Genomic DNA, 25,977 nt, shown 5'->3' with positions numbered 1-25,977 from the left:
CGCGACTCAGGCCAGTTGTGGCTGCACCATGCGCTTGGGCTCGCGGCGCACCGGCCAGTGCACGAGCGCGGCCAGCAGGCCGAAGATGCCGCTGGCGATCCACAGCAGGTCGTAGCTGCCGGTCAGCTGATAGACCACACCACCGCCCCAGGCCCCCAGGAAGGCGCCGACCTGATGCGCGGCCAGCACCATGCCGAACACGAAGGCCTGACGCTTCTGGCCGAAGTAGAGCGCGACGGCCTGGCTGGTCAGTGGCACCGTCGACAGCCACAGCACGCCCATGATCGCGCCGAAGGCGTAGAGCAGCATGCTGCTGGGCGGGATGACCACCATCGCCATCACCAGTGCGGCGCGGCACAGATAGATCAGCATCAACAGCTGCGGCGGGTGACGGCGGCCGCCCCAGGCACCGAACAGGATGGTGCCGGCGATATTGAGCGCGCCGATGATCGCCAGCGTGTTGCCGGCCACGTTCAGGGGCAGACCGCAGGCGACCACGAAATTGGGCAGGTGGGTGGCGATGAAGGCGACGTGCACGCCGCAGACGAAGAAGCCGCCGGCCAGCGCCAGAAAGCGCCGGTCCTGCAGCAGCGGGCCCTGGCTCGGGACATCCTCTGCCTGTGTTTCACTGCCGGCCGGCGGGCGACGCAGCAAGGGCAGGGCCATGGGAATCAGCAGCAGACAGCTGGCGCCGAGCGCCAGCATGGCGATCTTCCAGTCGATCAGCACCAGCATCGGGGTCGCGACCGAGTAGATCAGCTGCCCGAAGGAGCCGCCGGCCGAGGCGATGCCCAGCCCGATGCCACGATGCTGGAGGGGGACCACGCGAGTGACGGCGGCCAGCACCAGCGGGAAGGTGGTCGCCCCGATGCCGATGCCGGCCAGCACGCCCGCGCCCAGCATCCACACCGTCGGGGTCGGCCAGAGGGCGGTGACGCCCATGCCGACCGCATAGCACAGGCTGCCGACCAGGAAGACGCTGAGGGTACCGAAGCGATCCGACAGCTTGCTGGCGATGGGCGCGGCCAGCCCGAAGACCAGATTCTGGATGGCGAGCGCGAACGACAGGCTGCCCATGCCCCAGGCAAGCTCGCTGGCCATCGGTGGCAGCATGAAGCCCATCGCCTGGCGCGCGCCGGTATTGATGGCGAGTATCAGCGCTGCCAACGCGATCGCCGCCTTCCAGTTGAGTTGCATGTCAGATCCTCATGCCGGGAATCGTTATTGTCGTTGTTGTTGCAGTTCTTGCAGTTCTTGCAGTTCTTGCAGTTCTTGCAGTTCTTGCAGTTCTTGCAGTTCTTGCGGTCCCTGCACCCGGTGCTGGCCATGGGCGGAACATCCTCCATGAGGACTCTCGCTACATTTCACTTTATTCTCATAAAAGTACAGGTGCCGGATACGCCACTGTCAGACGCGTCTGCGACACTCTCGTCCATACCAGGCAGTCACATGGCTTCGCGGGAGTCCTCGCTCCGGTGCGCCGCCATCATTCTCGACCGCTACCGGCCCAGTCCCGAGGCGGACCGATGTCATGCAAACATCTGCCGATGACAAGGCGTGAAACGCTATACTGTGTGGCATGCGAGACAGCATCTGCATGGCCATGATGCGCCCAGTGACATCACACTGTTTCCTTTTTGGCACCGTGGTGCCGAATCGTGACCTGTAGAATTCACCGATTCGAATCGTGCCAGGCCTCAAAGCCTGGGGTCGGTCCCTGACGCCGAACCCACGCCACGTCAGTCAGATGACGCCATGGCTGGCCGCGACACCCTGCACGCGTTGTCCGAACCCTGTCCCCCTGCTTCATGCTCCTGAGGAGAAGCCCCTTGGCCAACTTCACTCTGAACGGCAAGGCCGTCAGTCTCGAGGTCGATCCGCAAACCCCGTTGCTTTGGGTGCTGCGTGAACACCTGGGCCTGACCGGCACCAAGTTCGGTTGCGGAATCGCCCAGTGCGGCGCCTGCACCGTGCACCTGAACGGCACCGCGGCGCGCACCTGTGTCCTGCCGGTACTGGCCGCCGAGGGTGGTGACATCGTCACCATCGAGGGGCTGGCCGAGAACGATGACCACCCGCTGCAGCAAGCCTGGGTCGAGGAGCAGGTGCCGCAGTGCGGTTACTGCCAGTCGGGCCAGATCATGCAGGCCGCCGACTTCCTCAAGCACACACCGAACCCCACCGATGAGCAGGTCACTGCCGCCATGGCGGGCAACCTGTGTCGTTGCATGGCGTACGTGCGTATCCATCGTGCGGTGAAGCGTGCCGCCGCGATCGCCAGTGAGCGCGACACGGCGCAGGTGATGGGCCAGCAGACCGAGGCCACCGCCGCGACTGCCGGTGTCGGCACATTCGATCCGCGTGCCACGGCAGATGCCGTGAGCCATTCTGCTGCCGAGGAGACATCTCATGGCAAGGTTTGAAGATACGCTGGGCCGGTATCAGCGCGCTCAGGCAGCCACTCGTCACCCCTCGAGCCAGCACGGCATCACGCGGCGTGGTTTTTTGATCGGCAGTGTCGCGGGTTCCGCGATGCTGGCGTTCGGGGTCTCCGGCGCGGCCCTGGCCAGCGGCGCCGATGACGGCCGCTCTGCCAGTGAGACGCTGTCCGCCGGCGCCTTCGAGCCGACCATGTGGTATGCCATCGGCACTGACGGCACGATCACCATCCATATCACCAAGGCCGAGATGGGACAGCACGTCGCCACCAGCCTGGCGCGTCTGGTCATTGAGGAGCTCGAGGCCGATCTGGCCTCCGTCGAGATCGTCTACGTCGACAGCGATCCCAAGTGGGGCTACATGATCACCGGCGGCAGCTGGTCGGTGAATCACAGCTACCAGCCGCTGTCGCAGGCAGGGGCTGCCGGGCGTATCGCGTTGATCGAAGCGGGCGCCAGACAGATGGGCGTGTCCGTCGAGAGCTGCAAGGCGCGCAAGGGCCGTGTCATCAGTGGCGATCAGTCACTGGGCTATGGCGAGATCGTCGCGGCAGGCCTTGAGCGCAGCTTCACGGAAGATGAGCTGGCGGCCATCGAGCTCAAGCCGGCCTCCGAGCGCCGCGTGCTCGGCACCAAGGGCAATGCGCTGGACGTGCCGGCCAAGACCAACGGTCAGGCGGTCTACGGCATCGATTACACCCTGCCTGCCGAGGTGGAAGCCCGTGTCGGCAAGACGCTGCATGCGCGCCCGGTGCTGCCGCCGAGTCGCTTCGGCTGCAAGGTCACGGCCGTGGATGACAGCGAAGCCAGCAAGGTCATCGGCTATCGCCAGACCATCGAGCTCAAGGATCCGTCCGGCATGTGTCAGGGGTGGTTGGCGGTCATCGCCGACAACTTCTCGGCGGCCATGCGTGCCACCGACCTGCTCAAGGTGGAATGGAGCAAGGGCGACAGCTATCACATCGATGAGGCGGCAATCCAGGCAGAAGGCCAGCGACTGGTCAGCACCCCGAGTCGTGACAATGGCTCGCTGATGGTGGATCAGGGTGACCCTTCCGCGCTGATCGAAGGTGCGGCGACCACGGTGGAGTCCACCTTCACCACCTCAAGCGTGCTGCACTTCACTCTGGAGCCGGCCAATGCACTGGCCTATGAGGAGGAGGGGCATTGGCATGTCCACTGCGGCAACCAGCAGCAGTCATTGCTGATTCCCCTCGTCGCCAAGGCGCTGGACGTCGAGGATGGCAAGATCACTCACCACCAGTTGTATCTGGGCGGTGGCTTCGGGCGTCGTCTCCACGGTGACTACGCCGTGCCGGCGGCACTGGCGGCCAAGGCCGTGGGGCGTCCGGTCAAGATGATCTTCACGCGCCCGGACGATAGCCGTTTCGATTGCGTGCGCTCGCCCTCGGTGCAGCGTGTGCGTTCCGGTCTGGATGCCGAGGGCCGTGTCGTGGCCTCCGAGCACGCCGCCGCGGCAGGCTGGCCGACTGCCGCGCTGATGCCGAGCTTCCTCGCCGAAGCCGTGGAAGGCGGTGGCAAGCTGGATTCCTTCTCCATCAGTGGCGCGGACCACTGGTACAACGTCGGCACCCAGCGTGTCTGGGCGCAGCAGAACAAGGTCGCTCATGAGGCCTTCGTGCCGGGGTATCTGCGCTCCGTCGCACCGGGCTGGACGCTATGGGCGGTCGAGCAGCACATCGATGAGCTGGCGCAGGCAGCCGAGCAGGATCCGGCCGAATTCCGCCTCTCGCTGCTGGACGCCGAAGGCCGCAATGCCGGCAAGGCGCCGGTCAGCACGGGCGGGGCGGAACGTCTGCGCAACGTGCTCACGCGCGTGATGGAGAAGTCCGGTTGGAGCGAGCGTGACAGCCTGCCGGAAGATACCGGCATGGGCGTGGCGCTGAGCTTCGGTCAGGAACGCAGCATGCCGACCTGGGTGGCCTGCGTGGCACGGGTCAAGGTCGATCGCGCCACTGGCGAGGTCAAGATCGAGAAGCTGACCAGTGTCGTCGATGCCGGTACCCTCGCACACCCGGATGGCGCCATGGCGCAGCTGGAGGGCTCGCTCTTGTGGGGCGTCTCGATGGCGCTGCACGAAGGCACCGAATACCGCGAGGGTGGCCCGGTGGCGCAGAATCTGGGTGCCTACCAGCCGCTGCGCATGCATCAGGTGCCGCAGATGGATCTCGAGTTCGTTGACAGTACCGAGATGCCGGTCGGTCTTGGCGAGCCGGGTACCACGGTGGTCGCACCGGCGGTGGCCAATGCCATCCATCACGCCGTAGGCGTTCGCCTGCGTGATCTGCCGATGCGCCCGGCGGCGCTCAAGGCCGCGCTCAGCGAGGCCTGATCCTCACCGATGAATGCGTCTGATACCCGCCACTCCGGCATGCCCGGGTGGCGGGTTTCGTGTCTTCTGGCTGGGAGCCGGCTTCCGATATGAGAGATTTTTGATGCAACATCTTGATCTTGAAGTGATCTGTCAGGCGATCGACTGGCTGGCGCCGTCAGATGGCACGCGGCCTGACAGCCCGATCTGGCTGTGTACGGTGCTGTCCACCTTCGGCTCCTCACCGCGTGAGCCGGGCGCCTGGCTGGTGGCGCGTGCCGATGGCCAGCATCGTGGCTCGTTGTCCGGTGGCTGTGTCGAGGAGGACTTCCTGGCGCGCCTGACGGGAGGCGAATTCACCGCGAGCGCCCAGGTGATCCGCTATGGCGAGGGCGGCCATCAGGGCGCGGGGATCGCCTTGCCGTGCGGTGGCTTGCTGGACGTGCTGGTCGAGCGCTTCACGGCCAGCGAGGCGGACATCGCGCATCTCAAGGCACTGCGCGAGGCACTCGAGGGTCAGACGCCGCGTCTGCGTCAGGTCATGCTGGCGGGGGATGGCGCGCGTACGCTTCAGCAGGACAGCGGGCTGGGGGAGCGGGTCGAGCCACTCAAGGGTCACGAGGGCGAGGCGTACGGCTATCAGCTCAGGGTCGGGCCGGTGGCGCGTCTTCTCTTGGCGGGACTCTCGCCGGTGGCGGAAGCCTGCGCGGCCTTCGCCGTCAGCCTCGGCTTCGAGGTGATCATCTGCGAGCCGCGTGAGGAAGTGCTGGCGGACTGGGATGCCCGCAAGACGCCGCACACCGGTGTCACCCTGCGTCGTGAGCTGCCCTCGCGCTTCATCGCGGCGGGGGGCTGCCATGCCGCCACCGCCGTGGTGGCGCTGACCCATGATCCACGCATTGATGATCTCGCGATGATCGAGGCGGTACGCCAGCCCGCGTTCTACATTGGCGTGATGGGCTCGCAGCGTACCTCTCAGGCGCGCGCCGAGCGGCTGGCGCGCAGTGGCGGGCTCAGCGCCGAGGAGATCGAGCGTATCGTGATGCCGATCGGACTGAATCTGGGCAGCAAGACGCCGGCCGAGATCGCGCTGGCGGTGATGGCCGATATCGTGCGTATCCGGCGTGGGCGCGCTCGGGAAAGTCTGTGAGACCCGACATGAGTGGGACGATCATTCTGGTGATGGCGGCCGGTCAGAGTCGCCGCTTTGGTAGTGACAAGCGTCAGGCGCGTCTGGCGGATGGCCAGACACTGCTGATGGCGACGCTTTCGCAGGTCATGTCCTGTGAGGTGGACTGGCGTCTGCTGCTGCGTGAGGACGATGATCCCGCCGCACTGCTGAGAGATGACTTCGCGCGTGAGCATGCCCGGCGAATCTGGCGTGCGCCGCAGGCGGGCAACGGCCTCGGCGCCAGTCTCGGCGATGCCTTCCGTCAGCTAGATGATGAGGCTGGATTGGCGCATGTGCAGGTGGCGGCGGTATGGCTGGCGGACATGGCGCAGATCACGCCGCAGACCTTCCACGCCTTGCACCGTGAGGCGAGTGCGGAGCATGTGGTGCGGCCGGTGCTGACAGGCGAGAAGGGCAGCCCCGGGCATCCGGTGCTGTTCGGGCGGACGCTATGGCGTGAGCTGGCAGCGCTTGTGGGCGGTGAGGGTGCGCGGGAAGTGATCCTTCGACATCGTGATGCCTTGCGTGAGGTGGTCGTCAGCGATGCCGGCATTCTCGAGGATGTCGATACACCGGCGATGCTGGCGGAAAGGCGGCGAAGTCTCCCACCCCCAAATGCCTGAGCAAGCGTTGGGTGGCAAGCCATCGCGCCAGACACAAGGACGCCCCGTCACCTTCAGGTGACGGGGCGTCCTTGTGTCTGCTCATCCGCATTCTACAGCGTGCGCACGTCCAGCAGCTTGATGCGCTGGATGCGTGGCTCACCCCAGCTCAGATCCAGCACCCACTCGGCATCGAAATGCGTGTGCAGCACGCTGCCGTCGTGATGCGCGGCGCGGTGCTCGCCGCCCATGCGCAGGGTGGCCGTGTCGAGACTCTCGCGTCGGGCACGTACCCAGCCCAGTGCATGACTGTTGATCAGCAGATCATCCCGGCGCTGTTCCCAATTGGTCAGGAATTCGCTGCCAGTGAGCGTCTCATCCAGCAGCTGGATCACGGCATCGTCTCCCAGCAGCTCGGCCAGCTCGAGGGACGGCGCCAGGCGGTTGAGCAGAGAGAACCAGCGATGCGCGAAGTTCTCGAGTTCAGCCTCAAGGGCCAGATCATTGAAGGTATCGGCGTACATGCTACCCGCTCCCGAGTATTGAACAATGTAGGTTCGGCGGTGTGCCGAGACGATGCGACGAGGCAAGCCAGTGCGACGAGGCAAGCCAGTGTGGCGAGTCATCTCGCGTCGCCGCACTGGCGGTGTGGTCCGTGAAGCCCCGGCTTCTCTAGGTACGCTTCTCGACCATCCTGCGGATGCCGACATAGAACAGTGGCGTCAGCAACAGGCCGAACACGGTGACGCCGATCATGCCGGAGAACACCGCCACGCCCATCGCCTGGCGCATCTCGCTGCCGGCGCCCGTGGCCAGTACCAGCGGTACCACGCCGGCGGTGAAGGCCACCGAGGTCATCAGGATGGGCCGCAGACGCAGGCGACAGGCCGTCAGCACGGCATCCAGGCGACTCTGACCTTCATGCTGCTGCTCACGGGCGAACTCGACCAGCAGGATGGCGTTCTTGCAGGCCAGCGCCACCAGCACGATCAACCCGATCCGCGTGAAGATGTTGTTGTCGCCTCCCGTCAGCCACACGCCAGCCAGCGCCGACAGCAGCGTCATCGGCACGATCAGGATGATCGCCAGCGGCAGCGACCAGCTCTCGTACTGGGCAGCCAGCACCAGGAACACCAGCAGCACCACCAGCGGGAAGATATAGATCATGGTGTTGCCGGCCAGCACCTGCTGGTAGGTCACCTCCGTCCACTCGTAGCCGATGCCCTGGGGCAGATTGGCTGCCAGCACTTCCTCGATGGCGGCCTTGGCCTGATCACTGGAGACACCCGGTGCCGGCGAGCCGTTGATGTCGGCGCTGACATAGGTGTTGTAGTGCATCACGCGGTCCGGCCCGGTGGTCGGCGTCACCTTGACGAAGCTGCCCAGCGGAATCATGCGCCCGTTGTCGCTGCGCACCTTGAGATTGCGGATGTCATCCGGGTCGAGACGCGCCGACTGCTCGGCCTGGGCGCGTACCTGATAGGTCCGCCCGAAGCGGTTGAAGTCATTGACGTACAGCGAGCCCATGTAGATCTGCAGGGTCTCGAAGGCGCGTTCCACCGGGACACCCATGATCATCGCCTGTTCGCGGTCCACATCGATGTCGTACTGCGGCACCTGGATGCGGAAGCTGGAATAGACGCTGCTCAGGCGCGGGTCGGCATTGCCCTTGGCGGTGATGGTCTGCACGGCGGCGAACAGCTGATCGAAGCCCTGGTTACCGCGGTCCTGCAGCTGCAACTTGAAGCCGCCCGTGGTGCCCAGGCCCAGAATCGGCGGCGGCGGGAAGACGGCGACGAAGGCCTCGTCGATGCCGGCAAACTTGCGGTTGAGCTCGGCGGCGATCGCCTGGCCGGAGAGCTGGGGCGACTGGCGATCCTCGAAGTCATCCAGCGGCGTGAACAGGATGCCGGAATTGGAGGCATTGACGAAGCCGTTCACCGACAGCCCCGGGAAGGCCACGGTATGGGCGACCCCTGGTGTCTTGAGTGCCAGCTTCTGCATCTCGTTGATGACCTCGGTGGTGCGATCAAGGCTTGCCGCGTCCGGCAGCTGAGCCATCGCGACCAGATACTGCTTGTCCTGTCCCGGGATGAAGCCGCCGGGCACGCTGTCGAACAGCTTGCCGGTGGCGCCGAGCAGTGCCAGATAGATCACGCCGACGATGACACCGAAGCGCAGCAGCTTCTTGATCAGGCCGGTGTAGCCGTTGGACATGGCATTGAAGGCCCGGTTGAACGGCGCGAACAGCCAGCGTCCGAACAGGCCATCGATGAGGCGTGTCAGCCAGTCCGGCTTGGCACCGTGCGGCTTGAGCAGCAGGGCCGAGAGCGCCGGCGACAGGGTCAGTGAGTTGAAGGCCGAGATCAGCGTCGAGATGGTGATGGTCAGCGCGAACTGCTTGTAGAACTGGCCGCTCAGGCCGCTGATGAAGGCGGTGGGCACGAAGACCGCCGTCAGCACCAGCGCGATGGCGATGATCGGGCCGGTCACCTCGCGCATGGCGATCTGGGTCGCTTCGATGGGGGAGTGGCCCAGCTCGATGTTTCGCTCGACATTCTCCACCACCACGATGGCGTCATCGACCACGATACCGATGGCCAGTACCAGTCCGAACAGCGACAGCGTATTGATCGAGACACCCATCAGCTGCATGACCGCGAAGGTGCCGATCAGCGAGACCGGCACCGCGATCAGCGGGATGATCGAGGCGCGCCAGGTCTGCAGGAACAGGATCACCACGATCACGACCAGCAGGATGGCCTCGAACAGGGTATCGATGACCGCCTCGATGGAGCCGCGCACGAAGACGGTGGGGTCGTAGACGATGTCGTAGCTGACACCATCGGGGAAGGCATCGGACATCTCGCTCATGCGCTCGCGGACCGCATCCGACAGCGCGATGGCATTCGAACCGGGGCGCTGGAAGATCGGCATCGCCACCGCATCCTTGCCGTCGAGTTGCGCGCGCAGCGAGTAGCTGTCGGCACCCAGTTCGACACGTGCGACATCCTTCAGGCGCGTCAGGCGGCCATCCTCATCGACACGGATGACGATGTTCTCGAATTCCTGCGTGCTCTCGAGACGTCCGCGCACATTGAGCAGGCGCTGGAACTGGTTGTCATCCGGGGCGGGCTGGGCACCGACGGAACCGGCGGCGACCTGCTGGTTCTGGGCGCGCAGCGCACTGATCACGTCACCGGCAGACAGTCCACGCGCCGCCACGGCGTCCGGGTCCAGCCATACGCGCATGGAATACTCGCCAGCACCGAACAGGCGCACGTCACCGACGCCGTCGAGACGGGCGAGGTTGTCCTTGAGATTCAGGCGCGCGTAGTTGGATAGCCACAGCTGGTCATAGCGGCCATCCGGGGAGGTCAGGTGGACCACCATCGTCAGGTTGGGCGAGGCCTTCTCGGTGGTGATGCCGAGCTGCTGCACTTCCTGCGGCAGGCGTGGCGTGGCGCGTGCCACGCGGTTCTGCACCTGCACCTGGGCCTTGTCCAGATCCGTGCCCAGCGCGAAGGTTGCCGTCAGGGTCAGGTTACCGTCGGAGGTCGCCTGGGAGTCCATGTACAGCATGCCTTCGACGCCGGTGATTTCCTGCTCCAGCGGCGTGGCGACGGTCGAACCGATGACTTCCGGGTTGGCGCCCGGGTAGTTGGCGCGCACCACCACGGTAGGTGGCACGACTTCTGGATACTCGGAGATGGGCAGCTGGAACAGTGACAGCAGCCCCGAGATGACGATCAGGATCGACAGCACCGCGGCGAAGACCGGGCGCTTGATGAAGAAGCTGGAGACGTTCACGTACGGCCTCCTGCTGCCTGGCGGTCGGCCTCGGCCAGCGCCGCGGCATCCTGATCATTGTCGTGCGACGGCTGATCCTTCTGGTGTTGCGTCAGGCGAGCGACACGCTCGGCGAGGGCCTTGAGGGCACCATCGTCGGACATCTCGACCAGCTTGGGCGTGATCGGCATGCCCGGGCCTGCCTTGGCGGGGCCGGCGGCCAGCACGCGATCACCGGCGGCCAGGCCATCGGTGACGGCACGCAGCGGGCCAAAGCGCGGGCCAGTGGTGATGCCACGGTAGGCGAGGGTGTCATCTTCGCCGATCACCAGCACGAACTGACGATCCAGATCGGTGCCGATGGCACGCTCCGGGATCAGCACGGCATCGCGAATCTCGGGGGAGGCGATGCGCAGGCGCGCGAAGGCGCCCGGCCGCAGGGCAGGGTCCTCTGCGGTGAAGGTGGCGCCAATGCGCAGGGTACCGGTATCGATATCGACGCTGTTGTCGATGAAGTCGAGCTCGCCCTGGAACGGGAAGTCCTGCTGGCCTGCCAGCTGCAGTTCCACCGGCAGATGATCCTCGGCGGAGACGTCGGCAAAGTCCTGATTCCAGGTCAGCTCGCTGATGTCGATATAGGCGTCCAGCTGGCGGGTTTCCACCAGGGTGGTCAACACGCTCTGACCGGCTTGAACGGTATTGCCGCGCGTGATGCGGGCATTGGACAGTCGGCCATCGATCGGGGCACGCACCGTGGCGTAGTCGAGATCCAGACGGGCGCGCTCGAGCTGGGCGATGGCGGCCTTGAGCTGGGCGTTGAGACCGGAGACGCTGGTGCTGCGTGAATCGGCTTCCTCGCGGGAGATCAGGTTGCGCTTGACCAGGCTGGCCGCGCGTCCGGATTCACTGCGGGCGTTGGACAGTTCTGCCTTGACGCGAGCCACCTCGGCTTCCAGACGATCAACCTCGGCCTTGAAGGGGCGCTGATCGAGGCGGACCAGCGGGGTGCCGGCGCTCACCTGACTGCCTTCGGTGAACAGGACCTCTTCGATTTCACCGCTCACGCGCGGGCGCAGCTGTACGCTCTGCGGAGATTCCAGGCGGGTGGTGTAAGTGTGCCAGGCCGCGACCGGCTGAGCCTTGGCCGCGACGACTTCCATCGTGGGAGGTGTCGGCTGGGCGCCAGCGGAAGCCTCGTCATCGCCTTCACTGCAGGCGCTGAGCGCAAGGAGACCGCCAAGGGTCAACAGCAGGGAAGAGGCGATACGAGAAAGGCGCGCCGGACGTGAAGGATGTCTCGACATGGGGGAGCTACCGTTGCAGGAGTGGGATGCTGGGCATCCTAGAGAGGCCGGGCAGATGGGATAAGCCCTCTCAGCCACACTGCTTTGGTTCTCAATTTGCACCAATTGTGCAAGGGGACGCGATGACTTGGCATCTGGCTCAGGCGTGGCGGGGGCTTGCTCTCATTCCCCGGCGGCGCTGATGAAGGGGCTGGGTCGGGAATGACCCTGTCTCAACGCAAAAGTCCCGCGGCAGATGCCAGCGGGACGTGTTGTCTTGCGTGTCACTTGCGCCTGTCAGCTCGCGCGCGTCATGACATGGGAGGCGATCTTACTTCTTCTCGCCGAAGTACTTGGTGTGGATGGTGTCGTAGGTACCATCGGCCTTCAGTTCCGCCAGTGCGCCGTTGATCTGCTCGGCCAGGTCCTTGTCACGCTTGCGCATGGCGATACCGAAGCCGTCGCCGAAGTATTTCTTGGGCTCGGTGACCACTTCCCCCACGGCCTTGTAGTTGCCGTTGCCGCCATCGATGAGGGTGGACTTGCCGACCGGGAAGTCGAGGAAGGCGATGTCGAGGCGACCCGCATCCATGTCCAGCACCAGGTCATCGGCGGTGGTGTAGCGCTTGACCTCGGCATTCTTGGCGTAGAGATCCGTGACGTAGTTGTCCTGCAGGGTGCCGCGCTGCACGCCGATGGCCTTGCCCGCCAGGGCCTCGGTGGAGGTGGCGCTCAACGCGCTGTCGGACGGCGCGAACCAGGCAGACGGCGGCGTGATGTAGGTGTCGGAGAACAGCACCTTCTCACGGCGTTCTTCGTTGATGGTCATCGAGGACATGATGGCGTCGTACTTGCGTGCCATCAGGCCGGGGATGATGCCGTCCCATGCCTGGATGACCCACTCGCAGTCGCGGTTGATCTTCGCGCAGATGGCATTGCCCAGCTCGATGTCGAAGCCGGTCAGCTCGCCGTCCGGTGTCTTGTATTCCATCGGCTCATAAGGCACATCGACGCCGATGCGCAGTGTCTCGGCGGCCTGTGCGCCACCGGCCATCAGTGCTGCACCCAGCAGGGAAATTCCCAGAAGCTTCTTCATGTCGTTCCCGTTCCTCGTTGTTGTTGGTCGAGCTGACGTGTCAGCGACACCAGACGCTCCCTGAAAAGGTATCAGGCGTCTGCGCCGATGAAGACAGGACTGTCGTCAGCCATTGTTCTCCACACTAGCCCAGTCCTGCGCTGTGGTGAAGGGGGAAAATGGTCGGATTCAAACGTTCGTTAAACGAGATGCATTGCTGGATCAGGAGTGAAAAACGAAAGAAGCGCCCGGCAAGAGGCGCTTCTTTCAGTTCAATTCAATGGTTTTAAGTGTGCCAGCAGACGTTTCTCCAGCTGCCTGAAGATGGCAATGATGGTGAAGGTCAGACACAGATAGATGGCGGCGACGAACAGGAAGGCCTCGAAGGGGGCATAGAAGCGTGCATAGATGTCACGCGCCGCCCCGGTGAGATCCAGCAGCGTCACCACGCTGCAGATGGCGCTGGCATGCAGCATGAAGATGACTTCATTGCCGTAGGCCGGCAGTGCACGTCGGAAGGCACTGGGCAGAATGATGCGACGCATCATCTTGCCCCGCGACATGCCATAGGCGCGTGCAGCTTCCATCTCGCCCTTGGGCGTGGACTGGATGGCACCATGGAAGATCTCGGTGGTATAGGCCGCGGTATTGAGCACGAAGGCCAGCAGCGCCGGGACGAAGGGGTCACGGAAGTACTCCCACAGCCAGGTGTCCTGAATGCTGGGGACATGCACGCTGGTGATTCCCAACGAGATGTCGAAGCCATCGAAGAACACCACCCCGTAGTAGATCAGGTAAAGCTGGATCAGCAGAGGGGTGCCACGGAAGACATAGGTGTACAGGTAGACCGGCATCTTGATCCAGCGGCGGCGCGAGCCGCGCAGGATCGCCAATGGCACGGCCAGCACCAGCCCGATGATCAGCGACAGGAATACCAGCTGCACCGTGGTGACCAGCCCCTCCCAGTAGTGCCAGAGAGTGGTGGCGGTGAAGATGTAGTTGTCGCTCAGCACATCATCGAGCATCTGGCCAAGCTGGGCGATGATGCCTGTCGGGCCCGCATCGTTCAGTTGTTCCATGCGCTGGCCTCCCCGAATCCGGTGTTGTAGCGCTTCTTGAGGCGCGAAAGCCCCCATTCGGACACGGTGGCGATCAGCAGATAGCCCGCCGCGACCGGCAACAGGAAGGTGAAGGGCTCATGGGTCGCCTTGGCGGCCTCGCTGGCGACACGCACCATGTCGACCAGCCCGATAACCGACACCAGGGCGGTGGTCTTGAGCAGTACCATCCAGTTGTTGCCCAGCCCCGGCAGGGCGTGACGCATCATCAGCGGGAAGCGAATGCGCTTGAAGACCTTCCAGTTGCTCATGCCATAGGCGCGTCCGGCCTCGATCTGGCCGGCATCCACTGCCATGAAGGCACCGCGGAAGGTCTCACCCATGTAGGCGCCGAAGATGAAGCCGATGGTGATGACGCCCGCGGTGAATTCGTCGACGTTGACGAAGACATCGATGTCATAGCGGTCATACAGCCAGTCGGTGACCATGTTGATGCCGATCTGACCACCGAAGAACAGCAGCAGCATCAACACGATGTCCGGTACGCCACGGATGATGGTGGTGTAGAGCGTCGCGATCCAGCGCAGTGGCGTGGAACGCGACATCTTGGCGGTCGCTGTCATCAGCCCGAGGGCGATGGCCAGCAGCTGGGCCAGCACGGCCAGCTGCACCGTGACCCAGGCACCCTCCAGCAGACTTGGCCCGTAGCCTTGTAGGTCGATCATGGGAATCCTCCCGTGAAGCGCCGTGCAAACCGCTCAGCGGTTTACTGGCTGTTGGCGGTCGCGGCGCTGGCGAAGTACTTGGCGTTGAGACGCTCGAGCGTGCCGTCGGCCTTCAGCGTGTCCAGTGCCTCGTCGATGGATTTCTTGAGATCACGATCGCGCTGCTTCATGGCGATGCCGAAGCCGTCACCGAAGTACTTCTTCGGTTCGCTGATGGCGCTGCCGGTATTGACGAAATTACCATCATTGGCCTCGACCAGGGTGTCCTGACCGACCGGCAGATCAAGGAAGGCGACATCGACGCGACCGCTGTCCATGTCCAGCACCAGATCATCCAGCTTGGTATAGCGACGCACCTCGGCCACGCTGGCGTAGAGGTCGGTGACGTAGTGATCCTGCAGGTTGCCGCGCTGGACACCGATCACCTTGCCCTTGAGAGCCTCGGCATCGAGGCTGTCCGCGCCGGCCAGCGGGCTGTCCGCCTTGACGAACCAGCCGGACGGCGGCGTGAAGTAGGGCGCGGAGAACAGCACCTGACGTTCACGCTCCGGGTTGATGGTCAGCGCGGACATGATGACGTCGTACTTGCGTGCCATCAGGCCAGGGATGATGCCGTCGAAGTCCTGCTCGACCCACTCGCAGCGAGTGGCGAGCTGCTCGCAGATGGCATTGCCCAGCTCGATCTCGAAGCCGGTCAGCTCACCGCTCGGCAGCTTGTAGCCGAAGGGCGCGTAGGGAACGTCGATGCCGAGGCGCAGCGGGTCCGGCACATCGGCGGCCTGCACGGCGCCTGCCGAGATGGCGAGAGTGGAGAGACCGAGGGTGAGGCCCATCAGGGCGCGTGTCGCGAACTGTTTCATCACTTTCATTCCTGAAATCTCTTGCGCCTCGAGGCCTGCCGATGGCATGGCGCTCGCGGTGCTGAATCATGTGCCGGACACGGGATCACCGTGCCGGGGGAAGCGCCGGCGGACCGAGCGGTTGATCAGAGCCGTCCGTCAGTCCTGTTCATCAGTCCTGCCTGTCAGTACTTGGGCGCCAGGAACTGCTTGAGTCGCTCTGACTGGGGATTGCCCAGTACCTCAGCCGGATCGCCGGCTTCCTCGACCAGACCCTGATGCAGGTAGACCACCTGACTCGAGACGTCGCGCGCGAAGCTCATCTCGTGGGTCACCACCACCATGGTGCGGCCTTCCTCGGCCAGATCGCGCATCACCTTGAGCACGTCACCGACCAGTTCCGGGTCGAGAGCCGAGGTCGGCTCGTCGAACAGCATCACTTCCGGCTCCATCGCCAGGGCGCGCGCGATGGCACCACGCTGCTGCTGGCCCCCCGACATCTGGGCCGGGTAGTAGTCGGCGCGCTCGAGCAGGCCGACGCGATCCAGCAGGCTGCGCGCGTGCGCGATGGCTTCTTTCTTCGGCTTGCCGAGCACGTGGATCGGCGCCTCGATGACGTTTTCCAGCAGGGTCATGTGTGACCACAGGTTGAAGCCCTGGAAGACCATCGACAGGCGTGCGCGCATGCGCTCGACCTGACGCCAGTCCATCGGCTCGCGACCGCGGCGGGTGTCCTTGAAGCCGATCTGCTCGCCGTGGACGAAGATGTCGCCACCGTCCGGCTGTTCCAGCAGGTTCATGCAGCGCAGAAAGGTACTCTTGCCGGAGCCAGAGGCACCGATCAGCGTAATGACGTCGCCCTTGCGTGCCTTGAGCGACAGGCCCTTGAGCACCTGATTGCTGCCGAAGGACTTGGTGATGTCGCGAACCTCGAGGGGCAGCACCTCGCGGTTCGGGGTCTCGATCCCGGGGGATGTCTTGGTCATGCCGTTACTCCGATCCAGACGCAGCGCATCGCTGCCTTGCCAGGCGGCGCGGGCGCGTCCTGAGTCTGCCGCAGGGCGGCACGGACCCGTGGGAACTTGTGCGTTGTCGACACGGCGGCACAGGGTGCATGACGTCGCCAGGCGAGACTGAATCTCGCTGGCAGCTGGCCATGTCGTCGCAGCCGCTCGAGTGGTATCACGGTCGTGGTCGTGAAAGGGGGCAGATTCTACCAGCTCAACGCTGGGTTAACTGCTTCCTTGGAGCGTCGCCGGATACGACTTTGGTTGAGCGCGTGTCGGCAAGAGTCGCTGGCTGGCGACAGGAGGGACAGAACGGCAGGAATGCGTCATGAGTGGGGACCTTGTTGTCATTATTGGGGGCGCCCACCCTGCCGATGCGCCGTGCTGCGTGGGGCAGTACGGCGGTGGCTGGCGGGTGGGGCGCATTTCATGATCAGGCTGTCTCGGGGGGAGCACAGCTGGCCAGCAGCAAGGCGGCGCGGGCGCCGATCTCGACACTGGCATTGGGGAATACCACGCTCAGCGGCGTGTCCCCGATGATGCAGGGGCCCGCCAGCGCGTCCCGGGCGATCAGCGTGCCGGGGGCGAAGCGGGTGAAGTTGGCGACGTCCTCGCTGAAGCACAGCGCGAAGTCTGCGGAGTGGCGCATCAGCTCCACTTCCACCTTGAAGTAATCCATGGCACCGGGATCAGACTCATCCGGCGGCGTTCCAGTGGCCAGAGCCGCGAGCAGGCGGGACATCGGCGTCAGTGCCGCCATGTCATTGGCGCCGAATGGACGCACCTGGCCCAGCTCCAGCGTGAAGGCATCGGCATCATGGTAGTGGCGCGAGTAGTGCGAGAAGGTCCAGCTGTGCTGATGTTGATGCAGCACGGCCTGGAGGCCGGCAGCGCTCAATATCGACCACTGTGAGGGACTGATGGCCTCTCCCTCGCTGAAGGGCACCACGGCAAAGCGCGGGTAGTGGCTGTCGCGGATCGCGGTATGCATGTCGTAGTGCAGGCGTCGCGTGCCATCGGCCGGCGGGAAGCGGGCGTAGAAGTCATCCACTGCCGCCATCAGCTGGCGGGCGCGTGCCGGCTCATCATCGGCTGGACAGTCATTGGCCTTGCCGGCAGCCGCGTTGCCGGCGTCCACCGAGATGGCGGTCGCCGTCTCGGTACGTCGGAACAGCCGATTGAGGTTGGTCGCATGGAAGCGCTCACCGGTGCGGATGGCGGGCAGGTTGCCCAGAATCAGCAGCAGCGGGGCACCGGCGATCAGGTGGCCGCTCTCGAGACCGGCGATCAGCTCACCCAGCAGTTCGATGGGCGCCGTCTCGTTGCCGTGAATTCCCGCCGAGAGCACGCAGGGGCGAGCCGCAGGCCCTTGGGTGTCCGGACAGATCTCCAGCACGCCGGGGGCGACGATCTCATAGCGCCCACCGGGGATGCGTCCCATGCCACGCGCGCTGGCGTGGCCTTCGAGTGTCAGGTCAAGCCAGTCGGCAATCACGGGGTGGAGTGCTCCCTTGGGCTGTCCTGGCCGGTATCGGAAGATTCGGTCAGGTGGGTGGATTCGAAGATCTTGTCGGCACTGGCGGCCACGAAACCCTGATACAGCTTGCCGTCGGCATCCGGATAGCGGCGGGCGAACTCGTAGTAGCAGGTCGCGATCTCGTGCTGCTCGCCGCCGGCGAAGGTGAAGGTCTGGCGGTCGGCGAGGGTGGAGGCCTGCTCCAGCAGGACCTCGGGTGAGCCCTTGATGCGTCCGCCGGCCGGATTGATGCCCAGGCCAAGCGCTTCCACGCGCGTCAGCACCTTGTCGAGCGTGTCATGACGGGTAAGTGCATTGACGCTGATGGTGAAGTGATTGGCACGCAGACCGATGATCGACAGCCAGGCCGCGTATTCGCTCTCCTCCATCAGACGCTGATACTGCTCGAAGGTCGGCGCGTCCCACAGGCGACCTGACCACAGCACGGAGGGCTGGGTGGCGGCATCCGGCGAGATCTGGCTGACCAGACCATCGATGATCGACTGGGCGCGCTCGGAAAGCTCATGACATTTCAGCTCGGAGAGGAAGACGCGCGGCATGTCGGGAGACGGCGGCAGATAGCCGAAGGCGCGCAGTTTCTTCTCGCGGAAGTCATAGGGGGCGAAGCGGGTGTAGCCGAGCGCCAGCAGATGAGGTTCCAGCGCGCTCAGGGTGATCGGCCCGCGGTCGAAGGTCCGGAAGGCCACGTGGTCGTTGACGATGGTCTCGCCGTCGGCCACGAAGGCATCCTGGATCTGTTGGGCCTGGGGCGTCATGGCGACGTAATCATCCCACAGGGCGCTGAAGAACTGCTGGATATCCATGGCACGAGCTCCCTCTGAACTGAGTTGCCCAGTGCAGCGAGGTGTCACTGACACTGGGCGACGGCATGTGGCGGTTGGCAGCAGGGCAGCGCACTCGGCGAGACGCTGCCTCGGCAGATTGTCAGCTCACCATTGGCGAGCCGCTGGCGCGTGGCAAGAGGCAAGGTCGGTTGGATGAAAGCGGCTGTCCGCACCATGTAAACGTCACGTGTCGGTTTAGACCTTGGGTGGAGCCTGCGCCCTGAGCAAGCGCCTGCATCATCAGCTCTCGCCGTCAGCGACGGGACATGCCTCACCTTGCTCGACCTTGATCAGTGAATCGGTGGCGAAGCCGAGCTCGGCAGCCTGATCGACCAGCGCCTGATAGGTGCCGTCATCCAGCTGCGGCTCGCGCGCCAGTATCCACAGGTAGTCGCGATCGGCACCGGCCACCAGCGACCACCGATAGTCATCATCCAGTGCCAGCACGTTGTAGCCACCATAGAAGGGGCCGAAGAAGCTGACCTTGAGGGCCGCGGTCTCGCTGCCCTGAGTGAAGTAGGCTCGCCCTTCGGCCTGACTCCATTCGCCCTTGTCGGCATCAAGGCCGCGATTGATGACGCGCACGCCGCCGTCCTCACGGGGCGAGTAATCGGCGGTGACGCAGCTCAGTCCCTCCTCGAAGCTGTTGGGCAGGCGGGCGATCTCGTGCCATTGCCCGTAGTAGCGTTCGAGCTGGAAGTCCCCGACGGGCTGGGTGCCGGACGGGACACCGGCACAGCCGCCAAGGAGGCTGAGGCCAGCGAGCGAGAGGGCGAGATGCGGCAGGCGTGTCATTGGCGGGCTCCATGAGACAGGACGCCCCGGCGAATCGTCGCGGGGCGTCGTTACGTGATGAAAGGCTGCACAGGCATCCTTCTCTCATTGGGGCGTCTGCGGTTGTCTCAAGAGGGAGAGGGCATCATTCGTGGTGGAGGATCACAGCACCAGGCGCAGCGGGTTGGCCGCGACCACTCGCCCGCGGCCACGTTGCTTGGCTTCATACATGGCACCGTCCGCACGCGCGATGATGGTTTCCGGCGTGGCACCGGAGAAGGGGAACAGACAGACGCCCACGCTGGCGCTGACACCGATGATCAGCGGCTCGCCGTCGACCTCGAGGTGGATGGGCCTGCTGATCGCATCCACCAGACGATTGGCCAGTGTTTCCGGGCCCTGGCGGCTATCGCCTTCACGACTGATCAGCACGAGAAATTCATCGCCTCCCAGGCGGCCGACGATATCGTTGCCACGCAGGGTGTCTCCGAGTCGTTCGCCGATGATGCTCAGGACCTGGTCGCCGATATGGTGACCATGGCGGTCATTGATGGGCTTGAAGCCATCCAGGTCGATGAACAGCGCAGCCTGTATGACGCCGGGTGCCTGGATGTCGAGCACCTGATCGAGATGCTCCATCAGGGCGCGTCGATTGAGCAGTCCGGTGAGCGAGTCGCGGGTCGCGTGGTCACGCAAATTGTCTCGCTCGTCGGTGACGTGACATTCGCGCAGGAACAGCAGGCGGCTCTGTCGCTCTCGCGAGTAGGCGCTCATACCGGCCAGCAGGTTGGCGGACATCATGAAGAAGGCTTCGTTGGCTTCCACCAGCACGCCGGTACCACTGTGCAGGATCGCGCAGCTGGCGGTGCAGCCCATCCAGATCAGCAATCCGCAGGCCAGTGCATAGATGAACTGCAGCCCCAGCAGGGTGTAGGTCCAGAACACCAGCAATAGCAGACTGACGAAATAGGCCGGGAATTCACCCTCATGCATCTCATGGTGATCCACTGCGTGGTCATTGCCGAGATGGAACATGGCCAGCGTGCCCAGCGCCGCGCTCAGGGAGGCCAGGCACAGCAGGCCATTGACCCGGTGTCTGTATCGCGCATGGCGTGACAGCAGGAACAGGCTCAGGACACTGACGAGAATGCCGGCGCGCAGCAGCAGCAGGCTCTCGAAATGGTGGGTAAGACTTATCTCGATCAGCGCATAGGACGCGAACATCACACAGCTCAGCGGGATGGTGAACCGGCTGAGCTTGTGTGAGGTCTCGATCTGTTGTCGACGATAGCGTCGTTCCAGGGTGTCATCCGCAAAGCAGAGCGTCATGAGATTCATGGGCGGTACCTGAGTAGCCAGAGTCTCAGGATGCCATCGCCTTGCGTGGTCTGCTGCCGGGACTGGGCGAATTGAATCACTGAGCTTCAACGCTCGCGGGCCGTCGTCAGTCCAGCTGGCGCGCTGTGACGCGCAATGCCGATTCCACCATGTCGTAATCGACGTAGCAGCCTTGCAGGTGCCGGCGCCCGGTGGTCGGGTCGAAGGACCGGCGCCCGTGCATCACGCGGCGGTTGTCGAAGGCCACCATCTGACCGGCCTCGAGCTTGAGGTGCAGGCGGAAGTCCGGTTCGCGCAGGATGCTCCAGTAGTGGCGGTAGGCGTCGTACCAGGCTTGCATCCGTTCCAGCGGCAGGCGCAGGCTATCGCGGATCCAGTTGTTGAAACGCACCTCGATGACCTTGCCGCTGGCATCCAGATGGATGACCGGTTCGCGCACCACGAGGTCGGTCTGCTCATCCGCGAAGCGAAAGTCCACCGGCGTCTCGGCCAGCAGGCGGAAGGCGGCAGGGTCACGCCGGCGCAGTTCCTCGGCGACGGCCATGCCGTCACCGAAGATCGACTCACCGCCCTCGGCGTCATTGACCAGGCAATAGAGCATCTGGATGTCCGGCGGTTGGCGCCAGTTGGGCAGATCCGTGTGCAGTTCCAGCGCGATGGGCGTGTAGGCGGCATTGTTGGGCGCCTGCTTGGAGAAGACCTCGAAGCGCCCGCCGAAGTTGGTGGCACGGATGGGGCCGATGGTGGCCGCGATGGCATCGATCTCACCGCCTTCACAGGTGCCGCCGTCCAGAATCGCGAAGCCGTCGCGGCACAGCGCTTCCAGCCAGCCAAGTCGTGCGGCGCCGCCGGCCATGTAGTCGGCAAAGGCGGTAACGTGAGGCTGATGGCCCTGCTGCCAGGCGCGGCTTGAGGGGACCGGCGTGGCTGGCGGCGCATCACTCGGACGACGTTGCAGCAACCAACCGGCATCGAAGCGACTGGTGTGGCCGTCCTGCCAGATGACGACGAGATTGCCTTGCTCGACACGCAACTGATGCACCGTCAGGGCCGCATCATCCATGAGCATGAAGGTGCGCTCGAAGGTCTGCGGATGACGGCAGGCGTCGCAGGCGCAGTGATCACGCAGCCAGATCAGTGGAAAGCGTGCCTGATCCCCATCGGCCCAGCTCAGAGTCGCCAGTGCCTCGTCATGGGTCGCCTGAATCAGGGGAGTGCCGCGATGATGGGGCTGATATTCCTTCATGTCCCACTGATGACGCGTGCCGGCATCCGTCGCTGCCGTGTCGGTAGTGTCGGTAGTGTCGTTCGTATCGATAGTGTCGTTCGTCACGCTAGTGCCGCCAATACCATCAGTGTCGCTGGTACCGAAAGTGTCGGAATCAGATGCGGTGAGAGTCTCCATTGGCGCCTTCCTTGTCTCTGTCGGTGTCGGTGAGTCTTGTGCTGAGAGTGAGTCTATTGTCTTGCGTGTCATGAAGGCTGACCAACGCGAAATATGACGCCCATGGCTTAGCTGAGCTAATGTGTGGTCATGCTCCTCCATTGTCCGCCACGAGATTGCCATGCACGACTCACCTTCCTCGCCGCCGAGTGTCTTGCCCGTTTCCTTGTCCAGCCCGTTGCCACCCCTGGCCTGGCTGCAGGCCTTCGAGGCGGCGGCACGCCTGATGAGTTTCACGCGGGCGGCCGAGGAGCTGAGCGTCACCCAGTCCGCCATCAGTCAGCGTATCCGCCAGCTGGAGGATCGGCTCGGCCAGCCGTTGTTCGTGCGCCATGCTCGCAGTCTGAATCTGACACCGGCCGGGCAGGCCTGGCTGCCGGCGCTGCAGGATGGTTTCCAGCGTCTGCAGGAGGGCACGCTGGAAGTCTTCGGACCCTCGCGCGCCGCGCCGGTGAGTCTGCGTGCGACGCCGATGAGCCAGCAGGCCTGGTTGTTGCCGCGTCTGGCCAGCTTTCATCGAGATCAACCCGAGATCGCCCTGCGGCTGGTGAGTGCCTTCTGGGCGCGTGATTTCGATGGCGAGGAAGTGGATATCGAACTGCGCTATGGCCAGGGGGACTGGCCGCAGGTCGAGGCGATCAAGGTGGGAGCGGAGCAGGAGCGGATGATCGTCGTGGCAAGCTCGGCACTGAGCGCCCGGTTGAGCACGGCGGCGGATCTGACCGGAATGACGCTGCTGCATGCGGCGGGATTCGCGGTGGGCTGGCGTCGCTGGCTGGTCGCGGCTGGTCAGCTGGGACTGGAGAAGACGACGTCCACCATCAGTTGTGACACCCAGGTCATGACACTGGAAATGGCGCGTCTCGGCATGGGCGTGGCGCTGGTGCATGAAGGCCATTTTCAGCAATGGATGGCCTCCGGCAATGGCGGACTGGAGCAGGCCTTCCCGCTGGCGATTCCTGCCGAGCAGCATTTCTGGCTGGTACGTTCCTCCCAACGTCCCATGCGACCCACGGCCCAGCGTGTCTGGGATTACCTGGTGGAAAAGCCAGCAGTGACCGACTCAGGTACTGCTCTTGATGCATCGGGGAATCGCAACGGCGGGCCCGCCGCGGCACACCCTGATTGATATACCGTTAGCTTGAGCCGGTGGTTGAGGGGGTGAGCGGTCGCTATTCATTGTCCGGATCTTCTTGTCTGCCCGTCTGCCTGCCTATCTGCCTGTCTGGCTGTCAGGCGATCAGTCGTGAGCCGTCGGGCAGCGTGGCAATGGCGATTGGTGGAAGAAGCGTTCCAGCAGGGCATACAGCTCGGGATAGGCGACTTCGAGGGTGTCCGGTGCGGTAAAGAAATACTCGCAGCACACGGCGAAGCATTCGGCGGGGTGACTGGCGGCGTAGTCATCGATCGGCGTGGGAATGCCGTGTGCCAGGCGCTCGCTCAGGTCATCCCAGACGGCGGTGAAGGTGGCGTGCCATTCCTGAGCGCTGATGTGGCCAGGCAGAGGCGGAAAGCCATCGGCATCGGTGGCGTTGGCCATGTCGAGCTTGTGGGCGAATTCGTGGATGACCACATTGAAGCCGCTCCAGTCACCGCTGGCGGCCAGGTCCTGCTGCGTGACCACCACCGGCCCCTGGTACCAGGTCTCACCGGCACGGGTGTCCTGGAAGACATGCACCACGCCTGCCTCATCCATCTCTTCCACTTCACGGCGGATGGCCTCGAACGGCAGCATGATCTCATGGACGCGAGCGCCGGCATCCTGCCAGCGCTCGGCATGCGCCCAACCATTGAGCAACAGCATCGCCTGAGCCGCCAATGCCAGCGCCTCGACCTCCTCGAGAGGCTCGGCGCTGGTCAGCTTCCAGTCATGCAGTTGCCGGCGGGCGCGGCGCTCGAGACGCGTGAGCGCCTTGGCGTCGAGTCCCTCGAGGATCGGCAGACGCTCGCGGACGGATTGCCACAGGGTGTCCCCCTCCTGGATCTGGGAAGAGAAGGGGGCTGAGGCGTCGGCATCATGGCCGTGGCGCTCGGATCGCTGCCACAGTCGTTGCCACCAGGGGGGCATCGAGTCAGTCCTGACGACTGCCGGACTTCCAGGACCAGTCGCGCAGGCGCAGGTCGAAGAGGTCCTTGCGACGGTCCTTGAGGTTGGTCACCGAGCCTTCGCTGCGCACGACCTTGAGACGTTCCAGATCGAGATCCGAGAACATGATCATCTCGGTGTTCGGGGTCGTCTCGGCCATCACCGCATCATGCGGGAAGGAGAAGTCAGAGGGCGAGAATACCGCTGACTGGGCGTACTGGATGTCCAGACTCTCGATGGACGGCAGATTGCCGACACTGCCGCAGACCACCACATAGCACTCGTTCTCGATGGCGCGCGCTTGGGCGCAGTGGCGGACGCGCAGGTAGCTGTTCTTGGTGTCGGTCCAGAACGGCACCATCAGGATGTCCATGTCCTGGTCGGCCAGCAGACGTGACAGCTCCGGGAATTCCACGTCGTAGCAGATCAGCATGCCGATGCGGCCGGCATCGGTCTCGAACACGGCCAGCTCGTCGCCGCCCTTGATGATCCAGTCACGGCGCTCCTGAGGCGTGATGTGCAGCTTGGCCTGACGGTCGATCTCGCCATCGCGGTGACAGAGATAGGTGACGTTGTAGAGCTCGTTGTCATCACCGACCTCCACCATGGACCCGGCCACGATGTTGATGTTGTAGGCCACCGCCATGCGCGAGATTTCCTGCTTGAAGCGCTCGGTGAAGCCGGCAAGGAAGCGGATGCAGCGCACCGGGTCACTCTGGTCTTCCAGCAGGCCGATCAGCGGCGTATTGAACAGCTCCGGGAAGACGGCGAAGTCGCTCTGATAGTCCGAGAGGGCATCGACGTAATATTCCACCTGCTGCAGCACGGATTCGACACAATCGAACTTGCGCATCTGCCATTGGACGGCGCCGACGCGAATCATCGTCTTGCGGCTTTCCAGCACACGCTCGACCGGCTCGAAGAGGATGTTGTTCCACTCGAGCAAGGTGGCATAGCCCTGTGAGCTCTCGTCTTCCGGCAGATACTGGCGCATCAGGCGCTTGACCAGAAATCCATTGGCCAGCTGGAAGGACAGGATGGGGTCGTAGATCTCGCGTCGCTCGACCTTGTCGATGTAGTCGGTCGCGGACAGCTCCGCGGCATACTCGTGATACTGGGGAATGCGCCCACCGGCCAGAATCGAGCGCAGATTCATGGAGCGACACAGTTCCTTGCGCGCTTCATACAGGCGGCGGCCGAGACGATAGCCCCGGTAGTTGGGGTCGATCAGGACATCCAGGCCATAGAGCGCATCTCCCTCGGGGTTGTTGAGGATGACTTCGCGCTGGCCGATCAGATCATCGTACTTGTGCGGGTTCGAGAAGGCGTCGTAATCCACCAGCGCCGTCAGCGCGACCCCGACCAGCATCTCGCCGTCCTCGATCACGATCTGACCATCGGGGAATTCCGCGACCAGGCGATTGATGGTGTGTTCCGGCCAGGCGCCGCCGATGTCGTCGTAGATGCCGTCCATCAGGCGTTTCAGCTGGGGGTAGTCGGATTCCTGCAGGTTGCGCAGGTTAAGGTGCAGGTCTTCGACGGACATCGAGACTCCTTGGGAAATGAGTGATGAGAGCAGGGCGAGACGCGGCGGGTGCGACAGCGTGGATCCATTATTCGCGCTGTCGAGGCCGAGTGTCATCAATATCCTTTGG

21 protein-coding genes are annotated in these 25,977 nt (G+C 64.1%); 5 read left to right on the top strand and 16 right to left on the bottom strand.

Going from position 1 to position 25,977, the window contains the following annotated elements; genetic code table 11:
* Nucleotides 1–6: 6 nt before the first annotated feature.
* Nucleotides 7–1,197, bottom strand: a complete 1,191-nt coding sequence (locus AC26AR_RS13785; RefSeq protein ID WP_271303191.1) for an MFS transporter — start codon at nucleotides 1,195–1,197, stop codon at nucleotides 7–9.
* A 632-nt stretch (nucleotides 1,198–1,829) separates the two neighbouring features.
* Between AC26AR_RS13785 and AC26AR_RS13780 the strand changes: the two genes are divergently transcribed.
* The 4 genes from AC26AR_RS13780 to AC26AR_RS13765 all read left to right on the top strand — a co-directional run bounded on the left by AC26AR_RS13780 (nucleotide 1,830) and on the right by AC26AR_RS13765 (nucleotide 6,564).
* Nucleotides 1,830–2,423, top strand: a complete 594-nt coding sequence (locus AC26AR_RS13780; protein WP_103751465.1) for a (2Fe-2S)-binding protein — start codon at nucleotides 1,830–1,832, stop codon at nucleotides 2,421–2,423.
* The gene (locus AC26AR_RS13775; protein ID WP_488107219.1) at nucleotides 2,410–4,791 is read left to right on the top strand and encodes a xanthine dehydrogenase family protein molybdopterin-binding subunit; all 2,382 of its coding nucleotides are present in this window, start codon (nucleotides 2,410–2,412) and stop codon (nucleotides 4,789–4,791) included. Before AC26AR_RS13780 ends, AC26AR_RS13775 begins: the two co-directional genes overlap by 14 nt.
* Nucleotides 4,792–4,894: 103 nt before the next feature.
* Nucleotides 4,895–5,920 (top strand): XdhC family protein, encoded by a 1,026-nt coding sequence (locus AC26AR_RS13770; protein ID WP_488107218.1) that lies wholly within the window; start codon nucleotides 4,895–4,897, stop codon nucleotides 5,918–5,920.
* An 8-nt stretch (nucleotides 5,921–5,928) separates the two neighbouring features.
* The gene (locus tag AC26AR_RS13765) at nucleotides 5,929–6,564 is read left to right on the top strand and encodes a nucleotidyltransferase family protein (RefSeq protein ID WP_488107217.1); all 636 of its coding nucleotides are present in this window, start codon (nucleotides 5,929–5,931) and stop codon (nucleotides 6,562–6,564) included.
* A 92-nt stretch (nucleotides 6,565–6,656) separates the two neighbouring features.
* Here AC26AR_RS13765 and AC26AR_RS13760 read toward each other — a convergent pair whose 3' ends face one another.
* From AC26AR_RS13760 to AC26AR_RS13700, 13 genes are all read right to left on the bottom strand, one after another.
* Complete coding sequence (locus tag AC26AR_RS13760) at nucleotides 6,657–7,067, bottom strand: hypothetical protein (RefSeq protein ID WP_077378298.1); 411 nt, start codon at nucleotides 7,065–7,067, stop codon at nucleotides 6,657–6,659.
* Between the two features lie 148 nt (nucleotides 7,068–7,215).
* Entirely contained in the window at nucleotides 7,216–10,353 is a 3,138-nt protein-coding gene (locus tag AC26AR_RS13755; protein WP_488107216.1) for an efflux RND transporter permease subunit, read from the bottom strand.
* Nucleotides 10,350–11,636 carry an efflux RND transporter periplasmic adaptor subunit gene (locus AC26AR_RS13750; RefSeq protein ID WP_488107215.1) on the bottom strand — a complete coding sequence of 429 codons (1,287 nt, stop codon included), beginning with the start codon at nucleotides 11,634–11,636 and terminating at the stop codon, nucleotides 10,350–10,352. Before AC26AR_RS13750 ends, AC26AR_RS13755 begins: the two co-directional genes overlap by 4 nt.
* 310 nt (nucleotides 11,637–11,946) lie before the next feature.
* Entirely contained in the window at nucleotides 11,947–12,711 is a 765-nt protein-coding gene (locus tag AC26AR_RS13745) for a transporter substrate-binding domain-containing protein (RefSeq protein ID WP_077378307.1), read from the bottom strand.
* Between the two features lie 251 nt (nucleotides 12,712–12,962).
* A complete protein-coding gene (locus AC26AR_RS13740) occupies nucleotides 12,963–13,715 on the bottom strand; it encodes an ABC transporter permease (RefSeq protein WP_077378483.1) in 753 nt (250 codons plus the stop codon).
* A gap of 41 nt (nucleotides 13,716–13,756) precedes the next feature.
* Nucleotides 13,757–14,473, bottom strand: a complete 717-nt coding sequence (locus AC26AR_RS13735; RefSeq protein ID WP_084207919.1) for an ABC transporter permease — start codon at nucleotides 14,471–14,473, stop codon at nucleotides 13,757–13,759.
* A gap of 41 nt (nucleotides 14,474–14,514) precedes the next feature.
* Nucleotides 14,515–15,333, bottom strand: a complete 819-nt coding sequence (locus AC26AR_RS13730; RefSeq protein ID WP_077378313.1) for a transporter substrate-binding domain-containing protein — start codon at nucleotides 15,331–15,333, stop codon at nucleotides 14,515–14,517.
* 164 nt (nucleotides 15,334–15,497) lie between these two features.
* Nucleotides 15,498–16,298, bottom strand: coding sequence for an ABC transporter ATP-binding protein (locus tag AC26AR_RS13725; protein WP_077378316.1), 801 nt, complete (start codon nucleotides 16,296–16,298; stop codon nucleotides 15,498–15,500).
* Between the two features lie 454 nt (nucleotides 16,299–16,752).
* The gene (locus AC26AR_RS13720; RefSeq protein ID WP_488107214.1) at nucleotides 16,753–17,814 is read right to left on the bottom strand and encodes a succinylglutamate desuccinylase; all 1,062 of its coding nucleotides are present in this window, start codon (nucleotides 17,812–17,814) and stop codon (nucleotides 16,753–16,755) included.
* Nucleotides 17,811–18,659 carry a DUF1338 domain-containing protein gene (locus AC26AR_RS13715; RefSeq protein ID WP_176503231.1) on the bottom strand — a complete coding sequence of 283 codons (849 nt, stop codon included), beginning with the start codon at nucleotides 18,657–18,659 and terminating at the stop codon, nucleotides 17,811–17,813. Before AC26AR_RS13715 ends, AC26AR_RS13720 begins: the two co-directional genes overlap by 4 nt.
* Nucleotides 18,660–18,920: 261 nt before the next feature.
* Nucleotides 18,921–19,475: a lipocalin family protein gene (locus AC26AR_RS13710; protein WP_289864516.1), complete on the bottom strand. Its 555-nt coding sequence runs from the start codon at nucleotides 19,473–19,475 to the stop codon at nucleotides 18,921–18,923.
* 141 nt (nucleotides 19,476–19,616) lie between these two features.
* Nucleotides 19,617–20,792 (bottom strand): GGDEF domain-containing protein, encoded by a 1,176-nt coding sequence (locus AC26AR_RS13705; RefSeq protein ID WP_488107213.1) that lies wholly within the window; start codon nucleotides 20,790–20,792, stop codon nucleotides 19,617–19,619.
* Nucleotides 20,793–20,898: 106 nt separating this feature from the next.
* Nucleotides 20,899–22,197, bottom strand: coding sequence for a TauD/TfdA family dioxygenase (locus AC26AR_RS13700; RefSeq protein WP_488107212.1), 1,299 nt, complete (start codon nucleotides 22,195–22,197; stop codon nucleotides 20,899–20,901).
* A 160-nt stretch (nucleotides 22,198–22,357) separates the two neighbouring features.
* Between AC26AR_RS13700 and AC26AR_RS13695 the strand changes: the two genes are divergently transcribed.
* The gene (locus tag AC26AR_RS13695; protein WP_341542625.1) at nucleotides 22,358–23,365 is read left to right on the top strand and encodes a LysR family transcriptional regulator; all 1,008 of its coding nucleotides are present in this window, start codon (nucleotides 22,358–22,360) and stop codon (nucleotides 23,363–23,365) included.
* A gap of 111 nt (nucleotides 23,366–23,476) precedes the next feature.
* Here AC26AR_RS13695 and AC26AR_RS13690 read toward each other — a convergent pair whose 3' ends face one another.
* Together AC26AR_RS13690 and AC26AR_RS13685 are read right to left on the bottom strand one after the other, a co-directional pair.
* Nucleotides 23,477–24,304, bottom strand: coding sequence for a M90 family metallopeptidase (locus AC26AR_RS13690; protein ID WP_488107211.1), 828 nt, complete (start codon nucleotides 24,302–24,304; stop codon nucleotides 23,477–23,479).
* A 4-nt stretch (nucleotides 24,305–24,308) separates the two neighbouring features.
* Entirely contained in the window at nucleotides 24,309–25,868 is a 1,560-nt protein-coding gene (locus tag AC26AR_RS13685) for a carbon-nitrogen hydrolase family protein (protein WP_077378340.1), read from the bottom strand.
* Nucleotides 25,869–25,977: the final 109 nt, after the last annotated feature.

The organism is Cobetia sp. PS-4MA (genome assembly GCF_057670765.1).
The sequence above is the reverse complement of the archived record's forward strand: the minus strand, read 5'-3'. Positions and strand labels throughout refer to the sequence as shown.